This window comes from Candidatus Zixiibacteriota bacterium (genome assembly GCA_022865345.1).
GTDB lineage: Bacteria > Zixibacteria > MSB-5A5 > MSB-5A5 > RBG-16-43-9 > RBG-16-43-9.
In genome coordinates, this window is the sequence record JALHSU010000160.1 from 18,892 (window position 1) to 41,581 (window position 22,690).

At 43.8% G+C, this 22,690-nt stretch carries 16 protein-coding genes; 14 read left to right on the forward strand and 2 right to left on the reverse strand.

The genetic code is table 11. The features are described 5' to 3' along the window. Positions 1-25: 25 nt before the first annotated feature. The 13 genes from gcvPB to MUP17_07655 all read left to right on the forward strand — a co-directional run bounded on the left by gcvPB (position 26) and on the right by MUP17_07655 (position 19,840). Positions 26-1,486, forward strand: coding sequence for an aminomethyl-transferring glycine dehydrogenase subunit GcvPB (gene gcvPB / locus MUP17_07595; protein MCJ7458839.1), 1,461 nt, complete (start codon positions 26-28; stop codon positions 1,484-1,486). Between the two features lie 211 nt (positions 1,487-1,697). After that, positions 1,698-3,461: an energy-coupling factor transporter ATPase gene (locus tag MUP17_07600; protein ID MCJ7458840.1), complete on the forward strand. Its 1,764-nt coding sequence runs from the start codon at positions 1,698-1,700 to the stop codon at positions 3,459-3,461. Positions 3,462-3,926: 465 nt separating this feature from the next. Then, positions 3,927-6,578 (forward strand): T9SS type A sorting domain-containing protein, encoded by a 2,652-nt coding sequence (locus MUP17_07605; protein MCJ7458841.1) that lies wholly within the window; start codon positions 3,927-3,929, stop codon positions 6,576-6,578. Positions 6,579-7,079: 501 nt separating this feature from the next. Beyond that, positions 7,080-8,261, forward strand: a complete 1,182-nt coding sequence (locus tag MUP17_07610) for a 1-deoxy-D-xylulose-5-phosphate reductoisomerase (GenBank protein ID MCJ7458842.1) — start codon at positions 7,080-7,082, stop codon at positions 8,259-8,261. Positions 8,262-8,281: 20 nt separating this feature from the next. Beyond that, on the forward strand, positions 8,282-9,337 hold the full coding sequence (gene rseP, locus MUP17_07615) for an RIP metalloprotease RseP (protein ID MCJ7458843.1): 1,056 nt from the start codon (positions 8,282-8,284) through the stop codon (positions 9,335-9,337). A 190-nt stretch (positions 9,338-9,527) separates the two neighbouring features. Then, positions 9,528-11,471, forward strand: coding sequence for a cytochrome b/b6 domain-containing protein (locus MUP17_07620; protein MCJ7458844.1), 1,944 nt, complete (start codon positions 9,528-9,530; stop codon positions 11,469-11,471). Continuing rightward, a complete protein-coding gene (locus MUP17_07625; protein ID MCJ7458845.1) occupies positions 11,471-13,189 on the forward strand; it encodes a cytochrome c3 family protein in 1,719 nt (572 codons plus the stop codon). The genes MUP17_07620 and MUP17_07625 overlap by 1 nt, the downstream gene beginning before the upstream one ends. 219 nt (positions 13,190-13,408) lie before the next feature. Continuing rightward, entirely contained in the window at positions 13,409-14,101 is a 693-nt protein-coding gene (locus MUP17_07630) for a cytochrome b/b6 domain-containing protein (protein ID MCJ7458846.1), read from the forward strand. After that, positions 14,088-15,149, forward strand: coding sequence for a cytochrome c3 family protein (locus tag MUP17_07635; GenBank protein MCJ7458847.1), 1,062 nt, complete (start codon positions 14,088-14,090; stop codon positions 15,147-15,149). Before MUP17_07630 ends, MUP17_07635 begins: the two co-directional genes overlap by 14 nt. A gap of 25 nt (positions 15,150-15,174) precedes the next feature. After that, positions 15,175-16,146: a cytochrome b/b6 domain-containing protein gene (locus MUP17_07640; protein ID MCJ7458848.1), complete on the forward strand. Its 972-nt coding sequence runs from the start codon at positions 15,175-15,177 to the stop codon at positions 16,144-16,146. A 69-nt stretch (positions 16,147-16,215) separates the two neighbouring features. Next, positions 16,216-16,938, forward strand: a complete 723-nt coding sequence (lepB, locus tag MUP17_07645; GenBank protein MCJ7458849.1) for a signal peptidase I — start codon at positions 16,216-16,218, stop codon at positions 16,936-16,938. A 474-nt stretch (positions 16,939-17,412) separates the two neighbouring features. Beyond that, positions 17,413-18,183 carry a polysaccharide deacetylase family protein gene (locus MUP17_07650; GenBank protein MCJ7458850.1) on the forward strand — a complete coding sequence of 257 codons (771 nt, stop codon included), beginning with the start codon at positions 17,413-17,415 and terminating at the stop codon, positions 18,181-18,183. After that, the gene (locus tag MUP17_07655; GenBank protein ID MCJ7458851.1) at positions 18,158-19,840 is read left to right on the forward strand and encodes a glycosyltransferase family 39 protein; all 1,683 of its coding nucleotides are present in this window, start codon (positions 18,158-18,160) and stop codon (positions 19,838-19,840) included. The genes MUP17_07650 and MUP17_07655 overlap by 26 nt, the downstream gene beginning before the upstream one ends. A 357-nt stretch (positions 19,841-20,197) precedes the next feature. Here the strand turns inward: MUP17_07655 and MUP17_07660 are convergent, their stop codons facing one another. Both MUP17_07660 and MUP17_07665 read right to left on the reverse strand, forming a co-directional pair. Next, positions 20,198-20,770, reverse strand: a complete 573-nt coding sequence (locus tag MUP17_07660) for an NlpC/P60 family protein (GenBank protein ID MCJ7458852.1) — start codon at positions 20,768-20,770, stop codon at positions 20,198-20,200. A 25-nt stretch (positions 20,771-20,795) separates the two neighbouring features. Next, a complete protein-coding gene (locus MUP17_07665) occupies positions 20,796-22,007 on the reverse strand; it encodes an MFS transporter (GenBank protein ID MCJ7458853.1) in 1,212 nt (403 codons plus the stop codon). Between the two features lie 329 nt (positions 22,008-22,336). Here MUP17_07665 and rplM point away from each other — a divergent pair. Further along, the coding region (rplM, locus tag MUP17_07670; GenBank protein MCJ7458854.1) for a 50S ribosomal protein L13 at positions 22,337-22,690 on the forward strand (354 nt) is incomplete at its 3' end.

Consider the following 22,690-nt stretch of genomic DNA (forward strand, 5'->3'; position numbering starts at 1 on the left):
TATCAAAAATCGTTAAGGAGTATGGATGAGTCAGAAACTGATTTTTGAACTCAGCTCAAAGGGCAGAACCGGCTGTGACTTGCCGGAAACAGATTTACCTACGAAAAAGATAGACCAGCTTATTCCGGAAAAAAGTCTGAGACGGAGTGATTTAAGACTCCCGGAGGTAAGTCAGGTGGATGTGGTGCGTCATTTCATCTCACTTTCGATTTTGAATCATCACGTTGACAAAAGCTTCTATCCTTTAGGCTCCTGCACTATGAAATATAATCCCAAGGTGAATGAGGACCTGGCGCGTCTTCCAGGTTTTTCTTCCATCCATCCTTACCAGCCAGAGGAAACGGTTCAAGGTGCTCTGCAGTTGATGTATAAGTTAGGTGAGTATCTGAAAGAGATCGGCGGGATGGACGGGATTACCCTGCAGCCGGCTGCCGGTGCCCAGGGAGAACTGACCGGGCTTTTGATAACCCGTGCCTACCACACCAAGAATGGAAATCCCCGCTCGAAAATCATAATCCCGGATTCTGCTCATGGCACCAACCCGGCTTCAGTGACAATAACCGGATACCAGGTTGTTCAGGTGAAATCAAATGATCGGGGTCTGGTGGATTTAGAGGAATTGAAAAAGGTTTTAGACGAAGAGGTGGCGTGTTTTATGCTGACCGCCCCTAACACCCTGGGTCTTTTTGAATCTCAGATAGAGGAAATCTCCAAGGCGGTTCATAATGTAGGGGCAATCCTTTATATGGATGGAGCAAATCTGAATGCGCTTTTGGGAATAGTTCGTCCAGGGGACATAGGTTTCGATATCGTCCATTTCAATCTTCACAAAACCTTTTCAACCCCGCACGGTGGAGGAGGTCCTGGAGCAGGACCTTTGGGTGTCAAAAAATCTCTGGAGCCTTTTCTTCCAGTTCCGGTCATAGATAAAAATGTAAACGAAAAAGGTGAAGAAAGCTATTCTTTAAACCATAAAAGACCTGACTCGATCGGAAAATTGCAGGGGTTCTACGGTAACTTCGGGATAATGGTGAGGGCATATGCCTTTATACGAGCTTGCGGGGCAGAGGGGCTCAAGCAGATCTCGGAGAGCGCAGTTATCAATGCAAACTATATAATGGAGTCTCTGAAGGAGCTTTATAACCTCCCTTATCCCGGTCCCTGTATGCATGAATTCGTGCTCTCAGGGAGTAAACAGAAAGGCAGAGGAGTGAGAACCGCAGATATAGCAAAAAGGATTTTGGATTTCGGATTACACGCGCCAACTGTTTACTTCCCTCTGATCGTGTCTGAAGCTTTGATGATAGAACCGACTGAGTCCGAAAGCAGGGAAAGCTGCGACCAGTTCATAGAGGTAATGAAAAAAATCGCCCAGGAGGTGGAGGAAAATCCGGAGCTGGTCAAAGGGGCACCCTATAATACTCCGGTCTCCCGTTTAGATGAGGTTAAAGCTACGAAAGATTTGAACGTTAGATGGAAAGCTTAAAGTAAAGGTTCAATCCGCCAGAGGTGGATCGAAGGTTCAAAAGTTCAAAGTTTAAATCCTGCCCCGCTCTTAGGCGGGGTTTTGTTTGAAAATAGCTGGAGCGTAAAGCTCAGCTTTACTTATTTCTTTAAAACGAATAGACTCACAAAGGTAAACCTGAAGGTTTACACTCCACTTTCCCGAGGGATTCATTTCATCCTTATCTGGAAATATGATTAAGTTAGAGAAAGTAACCTATGATTACTCAATATCCGAAGGGAAGGTAATCTCTGCTTTACAGGGGATAGACCTTGAATTCAAAGAAGGGGAATACGTTGCCATAATCGGTCCCAACGGCTCAGGCAAAACTACATTAGCTCGGCTTCTGAATGGTCTCTTGGTTCCCACTTCTGGTGAAGTATTAGTCGATGGTTTAAATCCTAAGATTAAGGAGGACCTGAAACTAATTAGACAGAAGGTTGGAATGGTGTTTCAGAATCCAGAAAATCAGATCATAACTACTTCTGTAGAAAGGGAGATCGCTTTCGGACTGGAGAACTTGAACCTTCCATCTGAAGAAATCAGGGAAAGAGTGGAGTGGGCACTTTCCGCCTTTCATCTGTGGGACTATAAAAATTCCGCACCTCACTCACTTTCAGGCGGGGAAAAACAGAGACTGGCAATCGCATCTGTCTTAGCCATGAGGCCAAAATACCTGATCCTGGACGAGCCGACCTCACTTTTGGATCCTGAAGGAAGGCAGATGTTCAATCTCCTTGTCAAAAAGCTGGTAGTTGAGGGTAAGGTCACCATAATCAATATTACTCAGTTTCCAGAAGAGGCACTCTTAGCTGAACGCCTTCTGGTTTTAGACAAGGGGAAAATATTCATGGATGATTCACCAGAAAGAGTATTTGAAGAAGAAACTAAGTTGAAGGAAATAGGATTATCTATCACTAAGAGTTTAGAGATATCCAACGGCCTTAAAAGAAGAGGTTTAAATTTCAAGAGAAAAATCAGAGGGATTGAAGATTTGATTCAAGAACTTCTGTCCTTACCAGGGGTAAACTATTATCTGCCTATAATTCAAAAGAAAACTGGGCAAGTTGAGCAGTTCAAGCCAAAACCTTTAGTGGGCCTGCAAGTAGAGCTGGAAAAAGTGAGCTTTACTTACAATCACGCCGGTAGAAATTCCAAAATGGCTTTAGAGAAGATTGACCTGAAAATCACACGAGGAGAATTCGTAGGGTTGATAGGTCCTACCGGCTCAGGAAAAACCACTTTAGCCCAGCTTCTGGATGGCCTGCTTTTCGCAACCTCAGGCTTAATCCAGGTTGAGGGTCTGGAGATAAGAGAGAAGGCATCCTATCTGAAGAAAATCCGCCAGAAAGTCGGGCTGGTCTTTCAATTCCCAGAAAAACAGCTTTTCGAGGAAACGGTATATGGAGATATCGCTTTTGGTCCAAAAAATCTGGGTCTGGAAAAAGAGAAAATCGATACCAGAGTGAGAAAATCGCTTGAAGTCATAGGTCTGGATTTCGATGCCTTTGCCCAGCGTTCACCTTTTTCCTTAAGTAGCGGAGAGCAGAGGAGAGTCGCTATAGCCGGCATCTTAGCCTTTGAGCCCAATATTCTGATCTTAGATGAGCCTACAGCCGGCTTGGATTTTGATGGTGTTTGCAGAATTAAAAAAATCCTGCTGGAGCTTAATGAAAAGGGAGTTACTATTGCCTTGATCTCTCATAATTTAGAACTGGTAGTAGAGGTATGTAAACGAATAATCTATCTTAAGGAGGGTAAAATCCTTTTTGACGGATCAAAATCTGAGTTTTTCAGTCAAACTGAGGAACTCCAGGAGCAAGGGACAGAAGTACCGGAGACTGTAAAACTTCTGCAGGGCTTGAGAAAAGCCGGATTTAAACTTAGAGACGACCTTTATGAAACTGAGGGGATAATTGAGGAGCTTTATTCTATTTTCGGGAAAAAGGAAAAATGAAGAAGCCGCCGTATAGTTTTGAGGTTTACTTCTTTTCAAAAGAATTAGCAGTTTTTTAAAAAATATCTTGACATTTCTTTCCAAATTTTTTAATAACATCCAGATATAATCTAAAATTAAAATAAGGGGAGGGAGCGGCTAAAAAGGGATTTTCTATATTGTCGGGAAATCCAAAAGGGTCTTTGGATTAAATAACACTATATTTTTTTGTAAAAAATATCAAAAAAGACTTGACAAAAAAGGTTTGTTTTATACATTTAGTCTTGTTTATTGGGCTTAAGTTAGCCCGAGGAGGAGAATAGAACTTATATTAAGTTTGTTAAGTCATTAATACTTAGCTACTTAACCAAAAAGTAACAATAAAATTCTTTGCTTGAATTTTCAAGAAGGAGGTGATTTCCTAAGAGAAAATAATGCAGATTAGTTAGTGAATTTTTTCACATTCATTTTTTGGGAGGAAGAAGAATGAACAAGAGATTAATTTTGATGGTTACTGGCATATTACTGCTACTGAGTTTCCAGTTTTCCTTGGCAGCAGTTCCAGTGGCTAAGATAAGGTTAATAGGGTATTCGCCCAGAGACCTTACCCAAGATACCACTCTGCACAGGACCTCTACCGCGTTACCTAACGTGGGAGTAGGCAGCAAAGTCTATTTCACAGTTAATGTAGCATTCGATACCAATACCTATACCTATTCTTGGGTTCTTACCCGGCCAATCGGGTCGTCTACAGTTTTAAGTAATACTTCGATCAAGAATCCCACTATGGTTCCGGATATTGAAGGAACTTACATAGCTACCGTGGTTATAACTGGAGCAGGCGGGACCAGTAACCCGGACACAATGTATATCAGCGCGGGAACCTGGGTAGGGACCGGAGTCGAAGGGGGAATGACACCACACTGGCCCCAGTGCGGATTTTTCTGTCATAACGCCAAAGTTGCAGAATGGCAGGGGACAGGACATGCCAAACTGTTCACAGAGGGTATAGATGGGATAGCCAGTGACCACTATGGTCCTAACTGTATAAGCTGTCATACAGTCGGCTATGACACTGATCCTGCAGCCAATAATTACGGTTTCGATGATGTAGCTGCTTTATTAAGCTGGACTTTTCCTGATACGACCCAGCCAGGCAACTGGGACTCGATGGTAGTTCATTATCCGGACTTAGCCAACTTAGGCAATATCCAGTGCGAGAACTGCCATGGACCGGGAAGCAGGCACGGAGGCGAGAATAGATACAACCGAATCGGAGTCAGCCTCAGCACTGGCGTTTGTGCAGTTTGTCATGATAGAGGTACGAATCATAGAAAGCCATATCAATGGAAATACTCCAGACATGCGATTGCATACGGGGAAGATTCTGATCCTGAGCATATGAACCGCACTTCCTGCGCCAGATGTCACACGGCTCAAGGGTATCTCGCCGAGACGATTGGCGGACAAACTTCAGCAGCCCCCTATAAATTCGTAGAGGGAATCACCTGTGCAGCCTGTCATGACCCGCATAGCGCAGAGAATCCCAGCCAGGTCAGAAGAGCGGAAGTGTACGGTGTGTGCTATGACTGTCACACAGTCAGGCTCAGCAGCCGCGGGTTCCATCACTCGCACCAGTCTGAAATGCTTGAAGGGATAAGCGGGTATGAGTACCCTAACGAGTTATATCCTGATGGAGCCCATACCTATGCCACCGAAAAGTGCGTTACCTGCCATATGGCTACATCGCCTGCGGATAAGATCACCAAGGTAGGAGAACATACTTTTGCGGTCTTTTCCGATAATGGCACTCCGGATGATTCTACTGACGATATCCTGAACGATGCCGGCTGTCAAACCTGTCATGGAAGTGTAAGCTTAGTATTCGTGAGAACGGCTCAGGCGCAAATAGAGGCGGTTCTGGATTCCCTGGGAGCACTTCTGCCCAAGAACCAGGGAGTAGTTAGAAACCATCTGGATCCGCTTTTGACTATCACAGAGAAGGGTGGAGCATACAACTACTACTTTGTGCTGAACGATGGTAGTATGGGCATGCACAATCCCGCTTATGCGCAGAAGCTTTTGTGGGATTCTATTAAGAGAGTTGCAGCCCAGGCACATGCGGGAAGTATCGTGGAGATATCGGATATACCTAATGATCAGGGGAAACAGGTGAGCATTTTGTGGAATATGTTCGCCGGTGAGGATGACATAAACCATCCAGTCATAAATTATGGTATCTGGAGAAGAGACGATACTTCTGCTCCTAAGGTTCTGGCTGGAACGGTAAATTCATTCAAGGATATGCTGTCATTATATCCGAATCTAAAACCTGGAGCAAAGGTTTCGGTTGCAGGAACGGTCTGGACTTTCATAAACTCAGTACCTGTCCAGCATCATGATCGTTACGGGTATGTGGCACCGACTCTGTTTGATTCTACTGTCGTCTCCGGGATGCGCTGGTCGGTTTTCTATGTCTCCGGGCACACTTCAGATCCGGGGATTTTCTATGAATCCTTACCGGACAGCGGATATTCTCTGGATAATTTAGTTCCTGCAGTACCTACCGGTCTTGCAGCTCTGATTCAGGGACATAACGTGCAGTTGAGATGGGATCAGTCTCCTGATCCGGACGTGAACTATTTCTCCATTTACCGCAGCACCAGCTCAGGCTTCACGCCATCTCCTTCTAACCGAATCGGAAATTCTTCTGGGACTGAATTTGTTGACACTAATCTGGTGAACGGATCCTATTACTATAAACTGACTGCCATTGACTTCTCCGGGAACGCGGGTGGTCCTTCGGTTGAGCTTCCGATTAATGTAACCTCAGTACATGATCAGGATGGTTCTGTGCCTAAGGTATTTGCCCTGTCCCAGAACTATCCTAACCCGTTCAACCCAGTTACCCAGATCAGATTCTCCGTACCCAAGAGAACGAAAGTGGAGATCTCGGTCTATAATATCCTTGGCCAGAAGGTCAAGACCCTGTTGAACGAGGAGATAGAGGCTGGCAATTATACCTCTACCTGGAACGGTAAAGATGACAAAGGTTATGATGTATCCAGTGGGATCTACTTCTACAAATTGAGTGCTAAAGAATTCAGTGCTACCAAAAAGATGCTGCTGGTGAGGTAGAGGGGACTTAGTTAGGTTAAAAAAAGACCGTCCTACGGACGGTCTTTTTTATTTACATATAACTTGGTAGCCCACCTTGCCTTCAAGGTGGGCTTGCGATTAGACCCAGGTTGAGGGCAACCCTGCGGGCAGGCTCTGGGTCTACCGTTTTGTCAGGTCAAGGTCCCGACGGGCACATCAGGATTGTAATCACCCTCAAACGAGTTTGAGGGTGCCACCCGTCGCAAGGATGCTCCAGATGTAACCAGACAAAAAATAAATTGTCAACCAACCTTTCAGGTATGGTTGACCTACCTACTACTACGTCGCTCCGTTACCAGAACAAACCCTTGCGGGGCAGGAATTTCAAGCTGAATTCTCTAAAGCTGGATTTTGTCGAGGGAATTTCCAGATGGATCCAAATGGACATGAATTGCCACTACATTTATCTTTAATAAATCCCTTGATTTAAAAACAGAGTAAATATATATTCTAACTCAGACAAAATCCTTTAAGGGTGATATGGGAAAAAGCAAAGAAAAGAAAAGAGTTGTTATTCTTGGTTCCACCGGGTCGATCGGCAGAAGCGCTCTTCAGGTTCTGAAGAGCTTCGAGGATAGGTTCGAGATATTCGGGCTTTCCGCACACAGGAATTTTGAACTGTTTAAGTGCCAGATTAGAGAATACAAGCCTAAAATGGCTGTATTGACTCAAACAGAAAGCTTCGAGAAAGTCAAGCGTGGGTTCAGAGATAATAAAATTAAAATAGAATACGGGGCTGATAGTATCAACCAGATGGTATTTTCACCTGAGGTTGATATCGTCATCAATGCCATAGTCGGCTCTGCCGGTCTTTTACCCAGTTTTGCTACCCTTCAAGCAGGGAAGACTTTGGCTTTAGCCAATAAGGAATCCTTAGTTATGGCAGGGGAGCTTCTGACTGACCTGGCTAAGAAAAAAGGCTCAGAGATTCTCCCGGTTGACAGCGAACATTCTGCCATTAAACAATGCCTGCTGGCCGGGGAAAAAAACGAGGTTAAGAGATTGATATTGACAGCTTCAGGAGGGCCTTTCTATCTAAATAAAAAGAAGGATCTATCCCGGGTAACCATCAGCCAGGCCCTCTCCCATCCTACCTGGCAAATGGGGAAGAAGATCACCATAGATTCAGCTACCTTGATGAATAAAGGGTTAGAGGTGATCGAAGCTCACTGGCTTTTCGGGATACCAGCCTCACAGATAAAGGTGATAATTCACCCCCAGTCAGTGGTTCATTCTATGGTAGAGTTCGTAGATGGCACCCTGATAGCACAGATGAGCAGACCGGATATGAAGATGCCTTTGCAATATGCTCTGCTTTATCCCGAAAGAATCGAGACCAATGATAACTTTCTAAATCTCACCCGGATAAAAAATCTCATTTTTTTAGAGCCGGACCTGGGAAGATTTCCGGCACTAAAGTTCTGTTATTTCGCTTTGGAGCTTGGCGGCACTGCCCCCAGCGTACTGAATGCGGCAAATGAAGTGGCGGTTGAATCCTTTTTACTCAGAAAGCTTTCCTTTGATAAGATACCTATGCTGGTAAGAAAGGTTTTATCCGCACATAAAGTAAAAAATAATCCGACCCTGGAGAAGATCTTAGAAGCAGACAGATGGGCAAGAGAAGAGAGCAGGAAGTTTATTCAGCGAGAGAATAACCGATAAAACTTAAGGTGGACTCAAACATGATAGATGTCATATCCTTCATAGCAGCTCTGGGGATTTTGGTTTTCGTGCATGAATTTGGCCATTTCCTGGTAGCAAAAAAGGCCGGGGTAAAGGTAGAAAGGTTTTCGTTAGGTTTTCCTCCTAAGATGATAGGCAAGAAGATCGGGGATACTGAATACTGTATTTCCTGGATTCCTCTGGGCGGATACGTGAAGATGGCTGGAGAAAATCCGGATGAAGAAAAAGAGAAGTGGGAGCCTTTTGAATTTTTAGGCAAGCCAGTTTGGCAGAGAGGGTTAATAATCGTTGCGGGACCTGTGATGAATTTTCTCTTGGCTATCCTTATCTCCTGGGGAATATTCTTCTTTAACGGCATAGATCGTTATGAGAAAACAACTGTTGGTCGGGTGGGCAAAGATACCCCGGCAGAAAAAGCCGGACTCAAAAGTGGAGACCAGATCATTTTGGTGAATGGGACCGAAGTTAGAAGTTTTGATGAAATGGCTCAGATTATTTATAAAGTGGTAAGAAAGCCCGTTACTATAAAATGGAGGAGGGGGAACGAAATTTTTGAGGCTAAGATCACAACCGTAAAGGAGCAAGTGCAAAATGAAGAAGGAAAGACTATAGAGATTGGAATGATCGGGATCGGTCCTGAACGCACCCCTCCAAAAAAGCTTTTTCAATCATTTTTTGCGGGGGTAGGGTGGACCGTTTTCCTCGTCGTGAAAACTGTAGAATTTCTGGTAGGGCTTTTCACCGGAGCGGCTTCTCTAAAGATGGTCGGAGGACCGATCTTCATTGCCCGCACAGCCGGGGAGACTGCGAAATTAGGTTTGGCAAACTTTTTCTCCTTTATAGCTTTACTTTCAGTCAACCTCTCGATCATAAACATACTCCCGATACCTGTGCTGGACGGTGGTCATATCCTCTTCTTAGGTCTGGAAAAGTTAAGGGGGAAACCTCTTTCGCTTAAGCAAAGAGCGATCATCCAGCAGATCGGACTGGCTTTTCTCCTGATTTTGATTATCTATGTGAGCTATAATGATATTTTGAGGTGGAAAAAAGGATAACATGAATAAAAGTGCCACTTTAGTGGCGTAAGTGATTTGGCAGACGAAGGGGAAAGCTTTATGCTCAGGTTCTATAATGACGGAACTTGCTTAAGTTATAAAATGCTTGACAAAATATCTTGACAAATAAGGTAAGAATAAATATCTTTGAAAATATAGATAGTGAAATTATTCACATAGGTGATACCTGGTGAAGGAAAGCTGTTTAACAAAATATAAGGTCGTTTTTCTCTGGGGCTTAATCTCGCTGTTTTTACCTCTCTGTTCACAGGCAAAAGAGATAAGGTGCCTTTCCTGTCACGGGGCTAAAGATTTACTGATGACAGATGAATATGGCAGAAAAGTCTCCTTATATATTGACCCTTCCATAATCAAAAGCTTAATCCATAAAGATTTAACCTGCATCGACTGCCATACTGAGGTCAAAGATGAAGTCCATATGGTCAAACCGGGTATAGTTCAGTGCGGCAGATGTCATAAGGCTACGCTTTTAGAATACCGCGAAAGTTTTCACGGGAGAAAATATATTCAGGGGATAAAGGATGCGCCCTGGTGTCAGGACTGCCACGGCTCGCACGATATCAGGAGCAAGGACGACCCCAAGTCTCTTACTTACCGCCTGAATATTCCCAAGATGTGCGATAATTGCCACAAAAGCCCTGGAATGGCAAAAAAATACAATTTGCAGGTTTCAGAGCCTTACAAGCTTTATCGCGAGAGCATACATGGAAAGGCGATCGAGGAAAAAGGGTTGATCAATGCAGCGATCTGCACTGATTGTCACGAAAGTCATGCGCTTAAAGAGCCAACTGATACTTCTTCTCTGATTTATCGCCATAATGTCCCTTCAACCTGCGGAGAATGTCATTATGGAGATTATCAGGTCTTTAAAGAATCAGTACACGGTAAAGCCGCGCTGGCGGGCAATTCTAAAGCTCCGGTCTGCACCGATTGCCATAGCGAACATTCTATCCAGCCACCCTGGGTTAATACCTCTACGGTCTATCCAGCCAATATCTCCAGGACCACCTGTCCCTGGTGTCATTCAGCAGAAAAGATTACTGATAGATACGGATTCGTCACTCAAAGAATGACTAAATATTTAGACAGCTACCATGGAGTGGATAGTCGTGCGGGTTGGAAAGGGGTGGCTAATTGTGCCAGTTGTCATGGCTATCATGATGTCAGGCCCTCAACCGACCCTAAATCCTCTATTAACATCGCTAACCTTCCCAGGACCTGCGGGAATTGTCATCCTAATGCCGGAGAAAATTTCGCCAAAGGTAAAATCCATTCAGCCATTACTACGAAAAAGGAGGTCGGGGTCTATATAGTCAGAAGGATTTATATCGTTTTGATAGTCGTGGTCATCGGGGGGATGCTTTTGCACAATTCTTTGATAATATGGAAAAGGGTCAGGGAAAAATATAAAGAGGCGAAAGAGGCAACCGTAATCCGCTTCAATCAAAGCGAGATAATCCAGCACCTTTTGCTTTTTTTAACCTTCACTACTTTAGCCATAAGCGGATTCGCTTTGAAGTTTCCGAATGCCTGGTGGGCTAAATGGATGGTAAAAACTGAAGCGGGTGCACATCTGAGGAGTGATATCCACAGAATAGCTGCGGTGATCTTCATTCTGGTGTGTGTGTATAACCTCTACTATATCATTTTCACCCCAAGGGGCAGAGCACAGCTCCGGGCAATATTTTTTGGCCCCAAAGACATACTCCTTGTAATTCAGAATATAAATTACTATTTAGGCCTGACCAAGGATATTCCTAAGTTTGACCGATATGCTTATATGGAGAAAGCTGAGTACTGGGCATTGATCTGGGGTGCTATTGTGATGACTGTAACCGGGTTCCCGATGTGGTTTGAGAACTTCTTCTTGAAGTTTATGCCCCTGTGGCTTTTGAATGTTTTCAGAGCTATTCATCTCTATGAGGCGATCTTAGCCTCTGTAGCGATTATAGTCTGGCATATGTTCTTTATGATCTTTGAGCCGGAAAGCTATCCGGTGAACCTGGGCATGATGACCGGCAGGATCTCGGAAAAGGAGTTAGAGGAAAAACACGGGGCTGAGTACGAAAGGCTGAAAAACAAGGATAAATTTCGTTTGGGCAGGGACACTTGATGTCAAAAATCAAAAAAGCTCTTAACTTGTCTTTATTGACCACGGTCTTGTTCTTACTGGGATCGGCAAGAAGCTGGGGGCAATTCTCCAACGCCGACTGCCTGAACTGTCACGGGGATAAAACACTGAGCAAAACCGAAAAAGGGAGGACTATTTCCCTTTATGTGGATGAGTCTTCATTCAAAAATTCAATTCACGGTGAATTAGAGTGTACGAACTGCCATCAAGGCATTACGGACTTACCCCACGCTGAGAAATTAGCTGCGCCGGATTGCGGAAGCTGTCACTCGGATACAAAAGAGATAGTCTCCAAAGGAATGCACAATCTTATTAAGGACGGGTGCTGGTCCTGTCACGGTGGACATGACATTAAATCAACCCAGGACCCTAATTCCGTCACAAACAAGAATAACCGGGCTGAATTATGTCTTAAATGCCATAAGGACAGGGAAAACGTTTACTTTTCCACCTACCAGCATAGCTCAGTTGAGTTCCCTGGTGGGGCTAAAGGGAAGGTTCTTTGCTATCAATGCCATGATTCACATCGGGCTACCCTGCCGGAGCCGGTAAAAGTCTGCGGCACCTGTCATAATAAAATCTTTACCGAATTAAATAAAAGCATTCATGCTAAGGCTAAATTAAGAGAGCTGCCCAATTGTAGAAACTGTCATTCTGAACACAAAATAAAAGCAGGAGAACAGGAGGATAAATTCGCTCGCCTGACCCAGGAGATCTCCGGCTGTCGGGAGTGTCATTCCAAGGAAACTGAGGATTTTTTTCAAGGGATGCATGGGAAAGAATTCCAGAAGAAAAACCCAGATGTGCCCTCCTGTGTGAGCTGTCATGGTGCTCATGGGATTTTAGCTGGAAAGAATCCTGAATCTCCAATCTTTCATAACAATATAATTAAGGGCTGCGTCAAGTGTCACGAGGATGAGAAGATTATGGCAAAATACGAACAACTACCTCAGCCGGTTGTTTTTAAAGCCTTTGAGAAAAGCGTTCACGGAATGGCAGTTGGAGCACGTGGTCTTTTAGTTGCACCAGCCTGTACCGAATGTCATGGAGCTCACGAGATGAGACCGGCAGACGACCCCAAATCGCCAGTGAACAAAGTCAATATAGCTCATACCTGCGCTAAATGCCATCCGGGAATAGATGAGGTATATCAAAGGAGTATACACGGTGTAACTTTAGCTAAAGGAATCTTAGATTCGCCAACCTGCACTGATTGTCACGGCGAGCATGGTATAACCGCGGTCAGAGATCCCTCTGGTAGAGTCAGTCCTAAAAATATCCCCAAGACCTGCAGCGCCTGTCATTCCGAGGAAAGAATCGTTAAAAAATATGGGCTCTTGCCAGTTGCCTATGATACCTACATGAATAGCTTTCACGGGATTGCTCACAAGTATGGAGAGATGGTGGTTGCAGATTGCGCCAGTTGCCATGGATATCACGATATATTGCCCTCCTCTGACCCCAGGTCATCAATAAATCCTAAAAACATACCCCAGACTTGCGGAAAATGTCACAAAGGGGCTTCAGAGAATTTTGCCAGGGGGAAGGTTCATGTCGAAGCTACTAAGGAATCATCCTTAGGGGTTTATATCGTGAGAACGTTTTATACCTGGTTCATAGGAATTTTAGGAGTTCTTTTTGCCATATATATCATTCTGGACGTTTTAGGAAGGAGAAGGCGAAGAATAAAGGGGTTTTAAATTGAATCATTTTGACAATGCGACCCTGAAAGGATATGTTAAAAAGGCCTTCTGATGTCATTGCGAGGAGTCCAATGGACGACGAAGCAATCGTTAGACCTTTGATATATGTGAAGTGGATTGCTTCGTCCCCTACGGGGACTCGCAATGACAGGATTACGAATTTTTTCAACAGAACGTAAAAAGGGTCGCCCGAAGAACAGTAAAAAGAGAAAGAATATGGAAGAGAAAATGATGGTCCAAAGGTTTACCCGTAGCCAGAGGGTTCAGCACTTTCTTCTGCTGATCAGCTTCATAATCCTCATTATCACGGGCCTGGCTTTGAAATTTCATGATTCCTGGCTCGGCAAGCTGGTGATCAATTTGGAAGGAGGGGTGATCGCCAGGGGTATCTTTCATCGTTTTGCCGCAGTCCTTTTAATCTTTGTAGCAATTTATCACTTTTTCTATATCATCTTTACCCGTTATGCGCATGAAGAATTTTTACTAATGCTTCCAAAGTTTAAGGATTTTAAAGATGCTTTTCAAAACGTCGCATTTACTTTAGGCCTTTCCTCTGAACATCCCAAGATCGATAAATATGCTCCGCAGGATAAATTTCAGTACTGGGCAGTAGTAGCTGGCTCCTTTCTGATGATAATAACCGGGCTGGTGCTCTGGTATCAGACCCAGGCGATGCTGGTGCTTCCCAAATGGGCGATAGACATAACCAGAGTAATGCATAGCTATCAAGGGGTGATAATCGCAGTGGTCATATTACTCTGGCACCTGTATATCGTTCATTTGAATCCCAAGAGATTTCCGATGTCCCGTATATGGATTGATGGCAAAGTTTCTTTAGAGGAGCTTAAAGTCGAGCACCCCTTGGAATATGAGCGTAAATATCAAGGCGTAGCTGATGAAAAAAATTAGAATTATAATATACCTTTGTTTTTTTTTAATCTCTTTATCGGTTCACGGGCTGACTCAAGAGCTTCCCTCTAACCAGGAATGCAGGCATTGCCATTCTAATCCCAATTTAAAGAAAGTTCTAACAGATGGAAGGGTTATCTCAGAATATGTCGATTTTGACCTTTTTTATACATCAGTGCATAAGAAACAAGCCTGTGTTTATTGCCATATAGATGCTACCAATTTCCCCTGTAAAAATCTACGGAAAGTTAATTGCCAGAGATGTCATTATAAAGGGAACTTAGCCGGGGCCCCTGATTTAATTAAATATAAAGAATATGGTGAAAGCGTGCATGGAAGAGCCACCGCCTTAGGGGATGTCAAAGCTCCTATGTGCCAGGACTGTCACGGCTCTCATTATATCTTCGACAAAGCTGATACCTTGTCTCGAACCAATAAGGAGCATATTCCTCAGACCTGTGGGGCCTGTCATGTTAATATTTATAGTGTATATAAAATAAGCGTGCATGGTGAGGCGCTCAGGAGTAAACATATTCTGGCAGCCCCATCCTGCGCTGATTGTCATGGGGAGCATAATATAAAGGAACATATTGATCCTAAATCCAAGGTGTTTTTAACTCAGGTCTCTGTCACCTGCGCCAGATGTCATGCTAATATGGAATTGATCAAAAAATATGACATCCCGGTTGAGCCGGTGGAGACCTACAGGGAAAGCTTTCATGGAGTGGCGATTAAATTCGGAGCCAAAACAGTCGCCAATTGCTCCAGCTGCCATGAGGTGCATGCCATCTTCAAATCGGATGATCCCCGTTCCTCCATCTATGTCGATAATATCCCCAAAACCTGCGGCAAATGCCATCCGGGAGCAAGTGAAAATTTCGCCAAAGGGAAGATTCATATAAATCCCGCTAAAAAAGAGGCTGGGATAATCTATTATGTAAGCCAGTTCTTTAAATACCTGACCCTATCAGTGATGTTGGCTTTAATAATTTACATTATTCTGGATTTAAGGAAGAAGTTAATAGTTAAAAGAAAAGGTGAAGAGTAATAAAAGAGGTTAGACTAAGTTGGAAATGTTTTTCAGCAAGAAGAAAAAAGAACTTGAACCAAAAGTAAGCCTGGATAAACTTCAGGGAGAGATAGAGCAGGAGATCTGGGACGATCTGACCAAAGACCTTTCTCTTACTCCACATCTTAAGGAGGAGATAAAAAAGTTAGTTAAGGAAAGAGCCAGAGAAGAACTTCAAAAGGAGCTTAAGGATAGATATGCGGAGCTGAGAGAAGAAAAAGTCGAGATTCCACCTCTTGAAGAGAAGAAGAAAGAAGAAGTGATGTATCCTCGGCTGAGCCTGGATATTAGAATTCAGCATATCATCCTGATGGTTTCTACTTTGATTCTGATCATCACCGGTTTACCGATTAAGTTCCACGAATTAGCCTGGGCTAAGTTTTTCTTCTCCGCAATTGGCGGGCTGCAGGTGAGCAGGATTTTACATCGGGTCGGAGCAGCTGGTCTTATCGGGATTGCCTTATACCATCTTCTGTTCCTGGCTTTCAGCCGGGAGGGAAGGGAAATCTTCAGGGAACTCCTTCCCAGGCCCAAGGATGTTAAAGACCTCTGGATCACGCTCAATTATTTACTGGGCAGGAAAAGGGAAAAGGCCAAGTTCGGGAAATTTACCTACATTGAGAAGTTCGATTACTGGGCAGTTTACTGGGGTATGGTGGTTATGGTGCTATCCGGGCTAATCCTCTGGTTTTTAGGTACTGCTCTTAGGATTTTTCCAAAATTCGTAGCCGATATCGCCAAAGAAGCCCATTCGGACGAAGCCCTGTTAGCCACTTCAGCCATCATCATCTGGCATTTCTACAATGCCCATCTGAACCCGGAAAAATTTCCGATGAACCGCAGTTGGCTTACTGGCAGAATCTCCGAGAAAGAGATGGAAAGAGAGCATTTCCTGGAATGGGTCGAAATTCAGAAACAAGAAGAGATAGTGGCAGAAAAGGCGGATGAGGGAAAAGTCGAGGAGCAGAAGGGGTAAGGATATATTTTTAAACTTATCCTCTGGAAATGCGTATAATTAAAAAAGATACTGATTACAGGAGGAAAAATGAAACTCTTTTCTAAGAAAGAAAAACCGAAAAAGAAAAAATCTATCCTGAGGGAATATGTCGAATCATTTGCCATAGCCCTTATTTTAGCCCTGATGATCAAGACTTCTGTGGTGGAGGCTTACAAGATACCCTCTGGCTCAATGGAGGATACTCTGTTGATCGGGGATTTTCTCCTGGCTAATAAATTCATTTACGGTTCAAAACTTCCCATACCTTTTACCAATATTCATCTTCCAGCCCTGCGGGAGCCTAAAGCCGGGGATATAGTCATCTTCAAATATCCACAAGACCAGAAGGTGAATTACATTAAAAGATGTGTAGCTGTGGCTGGAGACACGATTTTGATCAAGGACAAGGTACTTTATGTTAACAGCAGGATATTTCCCAATCCTCCGGAGTCTAAATTCACTGATAAGACTGTCTTACCTCAGGGGATGGGTAACCGGGATAATTTTGGCCCTTATGTTGTCCCCCAGGGGAATATCTTTATGATGGGAGATAACCGGGATAATAGTTACGACAGCAGATTCTGGGGCCCACTGGATCGCAGGCTGGTATTAGGCCAAGCGATGATCATCCACTACTCCTGGGAACCGGATCTGAACGCTCCTGAGGTAAGGAGGGATGATTTACTCTCTATTCCGAAAAATATCGCCTACAATGTTATCCATTTCCCGCAAAGGGTCAGATGGAATAGGATAGGACATATAATTAAATAAAAATCCTTAAAAGTACAGCTAATGGATGCACCTGCTGAACTCTTAAAGCTTTAATTCTGTAGCGTCCTCACTCCAGTGAGGACGTTCTTTTTTGCTCTAAGGTTTGTAGTTTTCCATCCGTTGCCACTGGAGTGGCAACGCTACAGTAGTCGTAGGTCGGGCTGTCATAGACTGCCCGACAAAATTCTGAAGAGAGGTAAATTTTTGTCTGCAATAAAGTGGTTCATAGGCATTTTTAATTTGTTCAATTGACTACCACCCAGACCCAGAATGGGAATCTAACCATTCAATCATTACAAGTTTCAAGACATTCTCCTATTAAAGGAAATTAAGACGCCACCGTTTTTTCTTGCCTATTCTTTTTTAACCGTATATACTACTAAAAGTGACCCATGGACTTCTTTGATTGAGTTGTACATCGAAGGTTCTTGATAAATTATGACTTTTACTGAGCCGTCGTAAGGTTGCATCAGTATGACCAAGAGAAAAAACTGGAAGAAGCTGATCACCATCTCAGCAATAGTGCTCATAGTGGTGGGTTTGGGGGTAGCGGCATTTTCCGTCTTTTTCGACCAGGCAGTCATTGTAAGGAAAGGCACGATCTACAAGGTTGAAGTCCTGGAAAAAGTAGTAGCATTGACCTTCGATGACGGGCCCTCTCCAGTCTGGACTCCCCAGATTCTGGATGCGCTGAAAAAAGCCGATGTGAAAGCAACCTTCTTCATGATTGGCGAATATGTGGAAAAATATCCTCAGATAGCTAAGAGGGTGGCTGAAGAAGGTCATGAGATCGGGAATCATTCCTACGACCATCATGTTCTCATCTATTATAGAATGGAAGCCCTGGAAAAAGAGATAAAGGATGCTGAGAGGGTGATTAGAGAGGTTACCGGGCAAACCACCCGCTACTTCAGACCTCCAAAAGCCTGGATTACCAATAAGGAAAAGGATAAAATCAAGGAAATGGGTTATGAGGTTGTCCTGTGGACTTTAAATTCCAAGGACTGGGTAACTTTTGATGATAAATATATCGTAAAGTTTTTGGTTCATCATGTCAGGCCCGGGGATATTATCCTATTTCACGATGGAGGAGGGGTCTTCTCAACTGAAGGAGGAAACAGGCGCGAGACAGTCAAGACTATTCCGCAACTGGTGGAGAAATTAAGGGCGAAAGGGTATAGATTTGTAACCATTACCGAGCTTTTGAGGATGCAAAATAATGGAGCACAAGATAAACCATCTTAAGTTAGTATTGATTTTACTCGTCCTGGGTTGTTTTTTCTTGGTCCTGGGCAACGGGATTTTGAGCCTTACCAATCCGGATGAGGTTTTCTATGTGCAGTCAGCCAAAGAAATGGCTCAGCAGCATACCTGGATGACCCCCTACCTTTTTGGCCAGCCGCAGTTTGAGAAGCCGGTACTGACGTACTGGTTCTTGCGTTTGAGCTTTTTGATCTTCGGGATTTCGAATTTCGGGGTCAGATTTTTCCCGGCGGTTTTTGGAATCTTAGGAGTGCTATCAGTTTACTTTTTGGGCTGGTATGGGTTTAAGGACGAAAAAAAGGCTTTTCTGTCAGCACTGGTCCTGATGACAGGCGTGGTTTACATCGGGTTGGCAAGGACAGTGTATACTGATATGATTTTCTCGATTTTCATCCTGCTGTCGCTGGTGTCTTTTTACTGGGGTTATACTTCCGACAATAAGAAGACTCCCGGGATACTTTTATTTTTCGCATTTTCCGGCCTGGCCGTTCTGACCAAGGGACCCTTGGGACTGTTGATGCCGTTCTTGACTGTAGCCGCATTCTTATTAATCGAAAAAAACCTGAAGTTTATCTTCTGCCGGTCTTCTTTCTGGGGGATTTTGATTTTCAGTGTGATAGCCATACCCTGGTATGCCTTTATGATCGCCAAATACGGTCACAGCTTCACTCATGAATTTTTCTATAATGATCATATCCGGAGGATACTCGAGGCAGAACATTCGAGGAATGACACCTGGTATTTTTATCCTCTGACTATAGTCCTCTGCACTTTCCCCTGGAGCCTGTTTACATTTGCTTCCCTGGTTTTTCTTCCACAGAGGCTTTTAAAGAAGGACAGGTCCTTCCACATATTCTTAGCTTGCTGGATAGTTGCGGTTTTCCTTATTTTTCAGTATGCTCACTCGAAATTAGTTTCCTACATTTTCCCGATGTTTCCTGCGCTGGCGCTTCTGGCAGGGGATTTCGTGTATGAGGCAATGTCCAGGAACAGTCGAAATAGGGCACTTCTGATAGCCTTGCTCGCAAGTTCTCTTGTCCTTCTGGCAATCCCAGTGGGTTTGATTATTGCCTGGGATCAATATTCGACTTATATCTCCTCCAAAATTCCGGTCTATGCTACTATTGCAGCTTTTGCGCTTTTGGGTGGAATGATCTTATATTTCATTTTTAAGAATAAACTATTGAAGAGCACTTATCTTTTAGCCTTAGTGCCTGCTGTGCTCCTGGTTATAGCCGTATCAATAAGCAGTGATCTTGAACCATACCTTTCTTCGCAGCGTGCCAGCCGGTATCTTTCTGATATTCAGAATTTGAATGGAACTGTTCTCTGTTCTAAATTTTTTGCCAGAGGGGTGAAGTATTACACCGGGAAAGAAGTTGCTGCAGTGGATATAAACGGGGCTCCCTTTTTCAGCCCTCACCCGATTCCTTTTTTAGATTCAGAGCAGAAGGTGAGAGGTTTCTTAAGATCGCAGCCGGTTACCTATTGCGTGGTGAGAAAATCGGCTGCTAACGATATCGAACGCCTGTCAGGCAATGAATTTAAGTCCACTGTTCTGAAGATAGCCGGGGATGAGTATATTCTCAAAATAGAGCCCGCCTCTTTTTATTCTGGTAATTCAAAAACCGGAAGATGATTTGCTTCCCTCTCCTTTTAAGGAAAGGAGATTGTAGGGTCAGACCTGTGGAGACTGTTGCCGAAGTCTTTTTTGGGAGAAATTTTATGTAAGGACAGGGCTTGTCCCTGTCCTAACTCTAATGCGGACAGCCACAAGGGCTGTCCCTACGTCAACGACTCCTGACTCACTATTACCTTTCAATGAGTTGAGCAACAGACTCTATATGTCTGCCCTGTAATTGAAATTCTGCTGAATTCAGAGACAACCATTTTCTCTGTTGGTCTGGAGACCTACAGAGAGCGAGTTTGTAGGGGTTCAAAATTTTGAACCCTCACTTTTCTTGAGCATTTGAGCCTTTGAACTTTTGAGCATTTTTCAGGGAATGACCCTTCTTCCACCTAAAAACCTTCTGGCATAATATTTCTCGTCTAAAGAAGAGATGGTCACCCCTTGGGAAGAGGATGAGTGGACGAATTGATTGTTTCCGGTGTAGATTCCCACGTGAAAAGGGGATAAGCCATCCTCAGTGAAAAAAACCAGATCGCCGAAAGCAAGCTCTTCTTTTTCCACCTTCTTGACCAGAAGAAAAAGCTTTTTAGTCTCGGGAGGAAGGTTGATTCCGGAATATCTAAGATATATCTGATGCACTAAGGCTGAGCAGTCTAATTTAGAATGGGATTCTCCTAAATAAGATTCCATTATCCGGGTCATTTTTAACTTGTCGATTTTACTCTCTGATATAGAACTGGGTTGGGAAACTGGATGAGTAGTATATCTGGGATAGGCTGCACAGCTTATTAAAAAAAAGAAGGATAATATCAAAAAGAACTTTCCACCCTTAACAGAGGCAACTCCAAGAAGCCCCTGTAGGGGCGACCCGCCAATTGTGGGCTCGCCCTTAAAGCGTGACAGGGTAACCCTGAGCCTCTGTGCTCTTTTCTCACCCAAGATCTGTTCTCCACTAAATATCTTCTCATTTATCTTTTTCGGAAAATCCGATATAAAAGATTACTCCGGCCAGGAGAGCCAGAACCGCACCAAAGGAGAAAGCCACATGTGCTCCAAAAGTCTGCCAGAGATAACCCAGAATTAAGCTCGCTGGCAAGGCGCAGAAGCCTACTGCTCCGTGATAAAATCCGTAAGCTGTTCCTCTTTTATCCTCCTCTTTAACCAGATCTGCCACAGAAGCACGAAGCGCCCCATCTGTGAAGCCATAATAGGCTCCATAAACTGCGAAAAGTATCCAGACGTGCAGGGATTTTGTAGCAAAGGCAAAACCTAAGTAAGACAGCCCATAGACAAGAAATCCGAAGAGTATGATTTTCCTCCTGCCGATCTTGTCTGATAAAATCCCAGCCGGCGTGGAGGAAAGAGTATAGACCAGGTTAAAAAGTCCCCAGAGCAAAGGAATAAAGACCAGGTTCACTCCCAGACTTTTAGCCCTCAGGAATAGAAAAGCATCACTCGAATTTCCCAGGGTGAAGAGAGCCACCACCAGGACAAAAAGTTTGAATTTCGCGTCAAACTTGAAGCTTGCTTTTTTTTCAGCCAAAGGAACTTTTTCCTTCCTGGTCTTGGCTTCCTTTACCCAGACAAATAGGACCAGGATTGAGAAAAAAGCCGGGATAGAAGCTAACAAAAAGAGATGCCGGTAATTTTTATTCAAAAGAGGTAAAAGTACAAAGGCTAAAAGAGGACCCAGAATCGCACCTGCAGAGTCCATTGCCCTATGAATGCCGAAGGAAGCTCCCCTTCTTTGTCCGTCAGAGGTTTCCGCGATCAAGGCATCTCTGGGAGATGTTCGTATCCCTTTGCCGGTGCGGTCTGCGAACCTTATGAAAAGAACCTGCCAGGCAGAAGTGACCAAAGCCAAAAGCGGTTTGCTTATCGAGGAAAGCGAATATCCTAAAATCACTACCGGCTTTCTTTTCCCGATCTTATCAGAGAACCAGCCAGAGAAAATTTTAAGCAAGCTGGCAGTGCTCTCCGCTATCCCCTCGATCAGCCCCACAAATACCTTGCTCGAACCGAGAACGTCAGTCAGAAAAACCGGCAGCAGAGGATAAACCATATCAGAAGAAATATCTGTCAGGAAACTTACCAATCCCAGGAAGAAAATATTCTTTTTTATTCCGAAGAAAAGCGTGTCGTTTTTTCTTTCGATTTTACTGATTTCCTGATTCATAGGAGAATTTATCCCTGATTAAAAAATAGACTTATATGCTCGTATCCAAGTATATATTCACACACTTTTCCGGTCAAGGATTTTGTTGTTTTCCGGAGTGCAAAAACTTGTTTCTGCTTCTCGTAGATAGCAGAGGTCTAAAACCTCTGCTACGCGTTCTAATAAGCGTAGGGGTCAAAATTTTGAACCCCTGCGGTTTCATCGGTTTAGCTATCCCAGGACATCTTTTGTGCTTGACAAACCAATATCTTTTTTTATATTCAAAAGTTACGACTTGAAGCAACGTATTCAAGAAACAGTTCGAAAGACGGGATTAGAAAGGAGATTAGATGAAGACTTATACGCCCAAACTGAATGAAATTGAGAAGAAATGGTATCTGGTGGATGCCCAGGGAAAGGTTTTGGGAAGGCTGGCTTCTAAGGTGGCTCAAATTCTTCTGGGAAAAGGCAAACCTAAATTTACACCGCATCTGGATAGCGGCGATTACGTGGTGGTGATAAACTGTGATAAGGTTATGCTGACTGGAAAGAAAAGCAGGCTAAAAACCTATTATCATTACACCGGCTACCCAGGAGGTTTGAAAAAAGAGGAGTTCTCAAAGTTAATGACAAAAGCACCAGATAAAGTATTCATACATTCGGTAAAAGGGATGTTGCCTCATAATAGATTAGGCGACAAGATA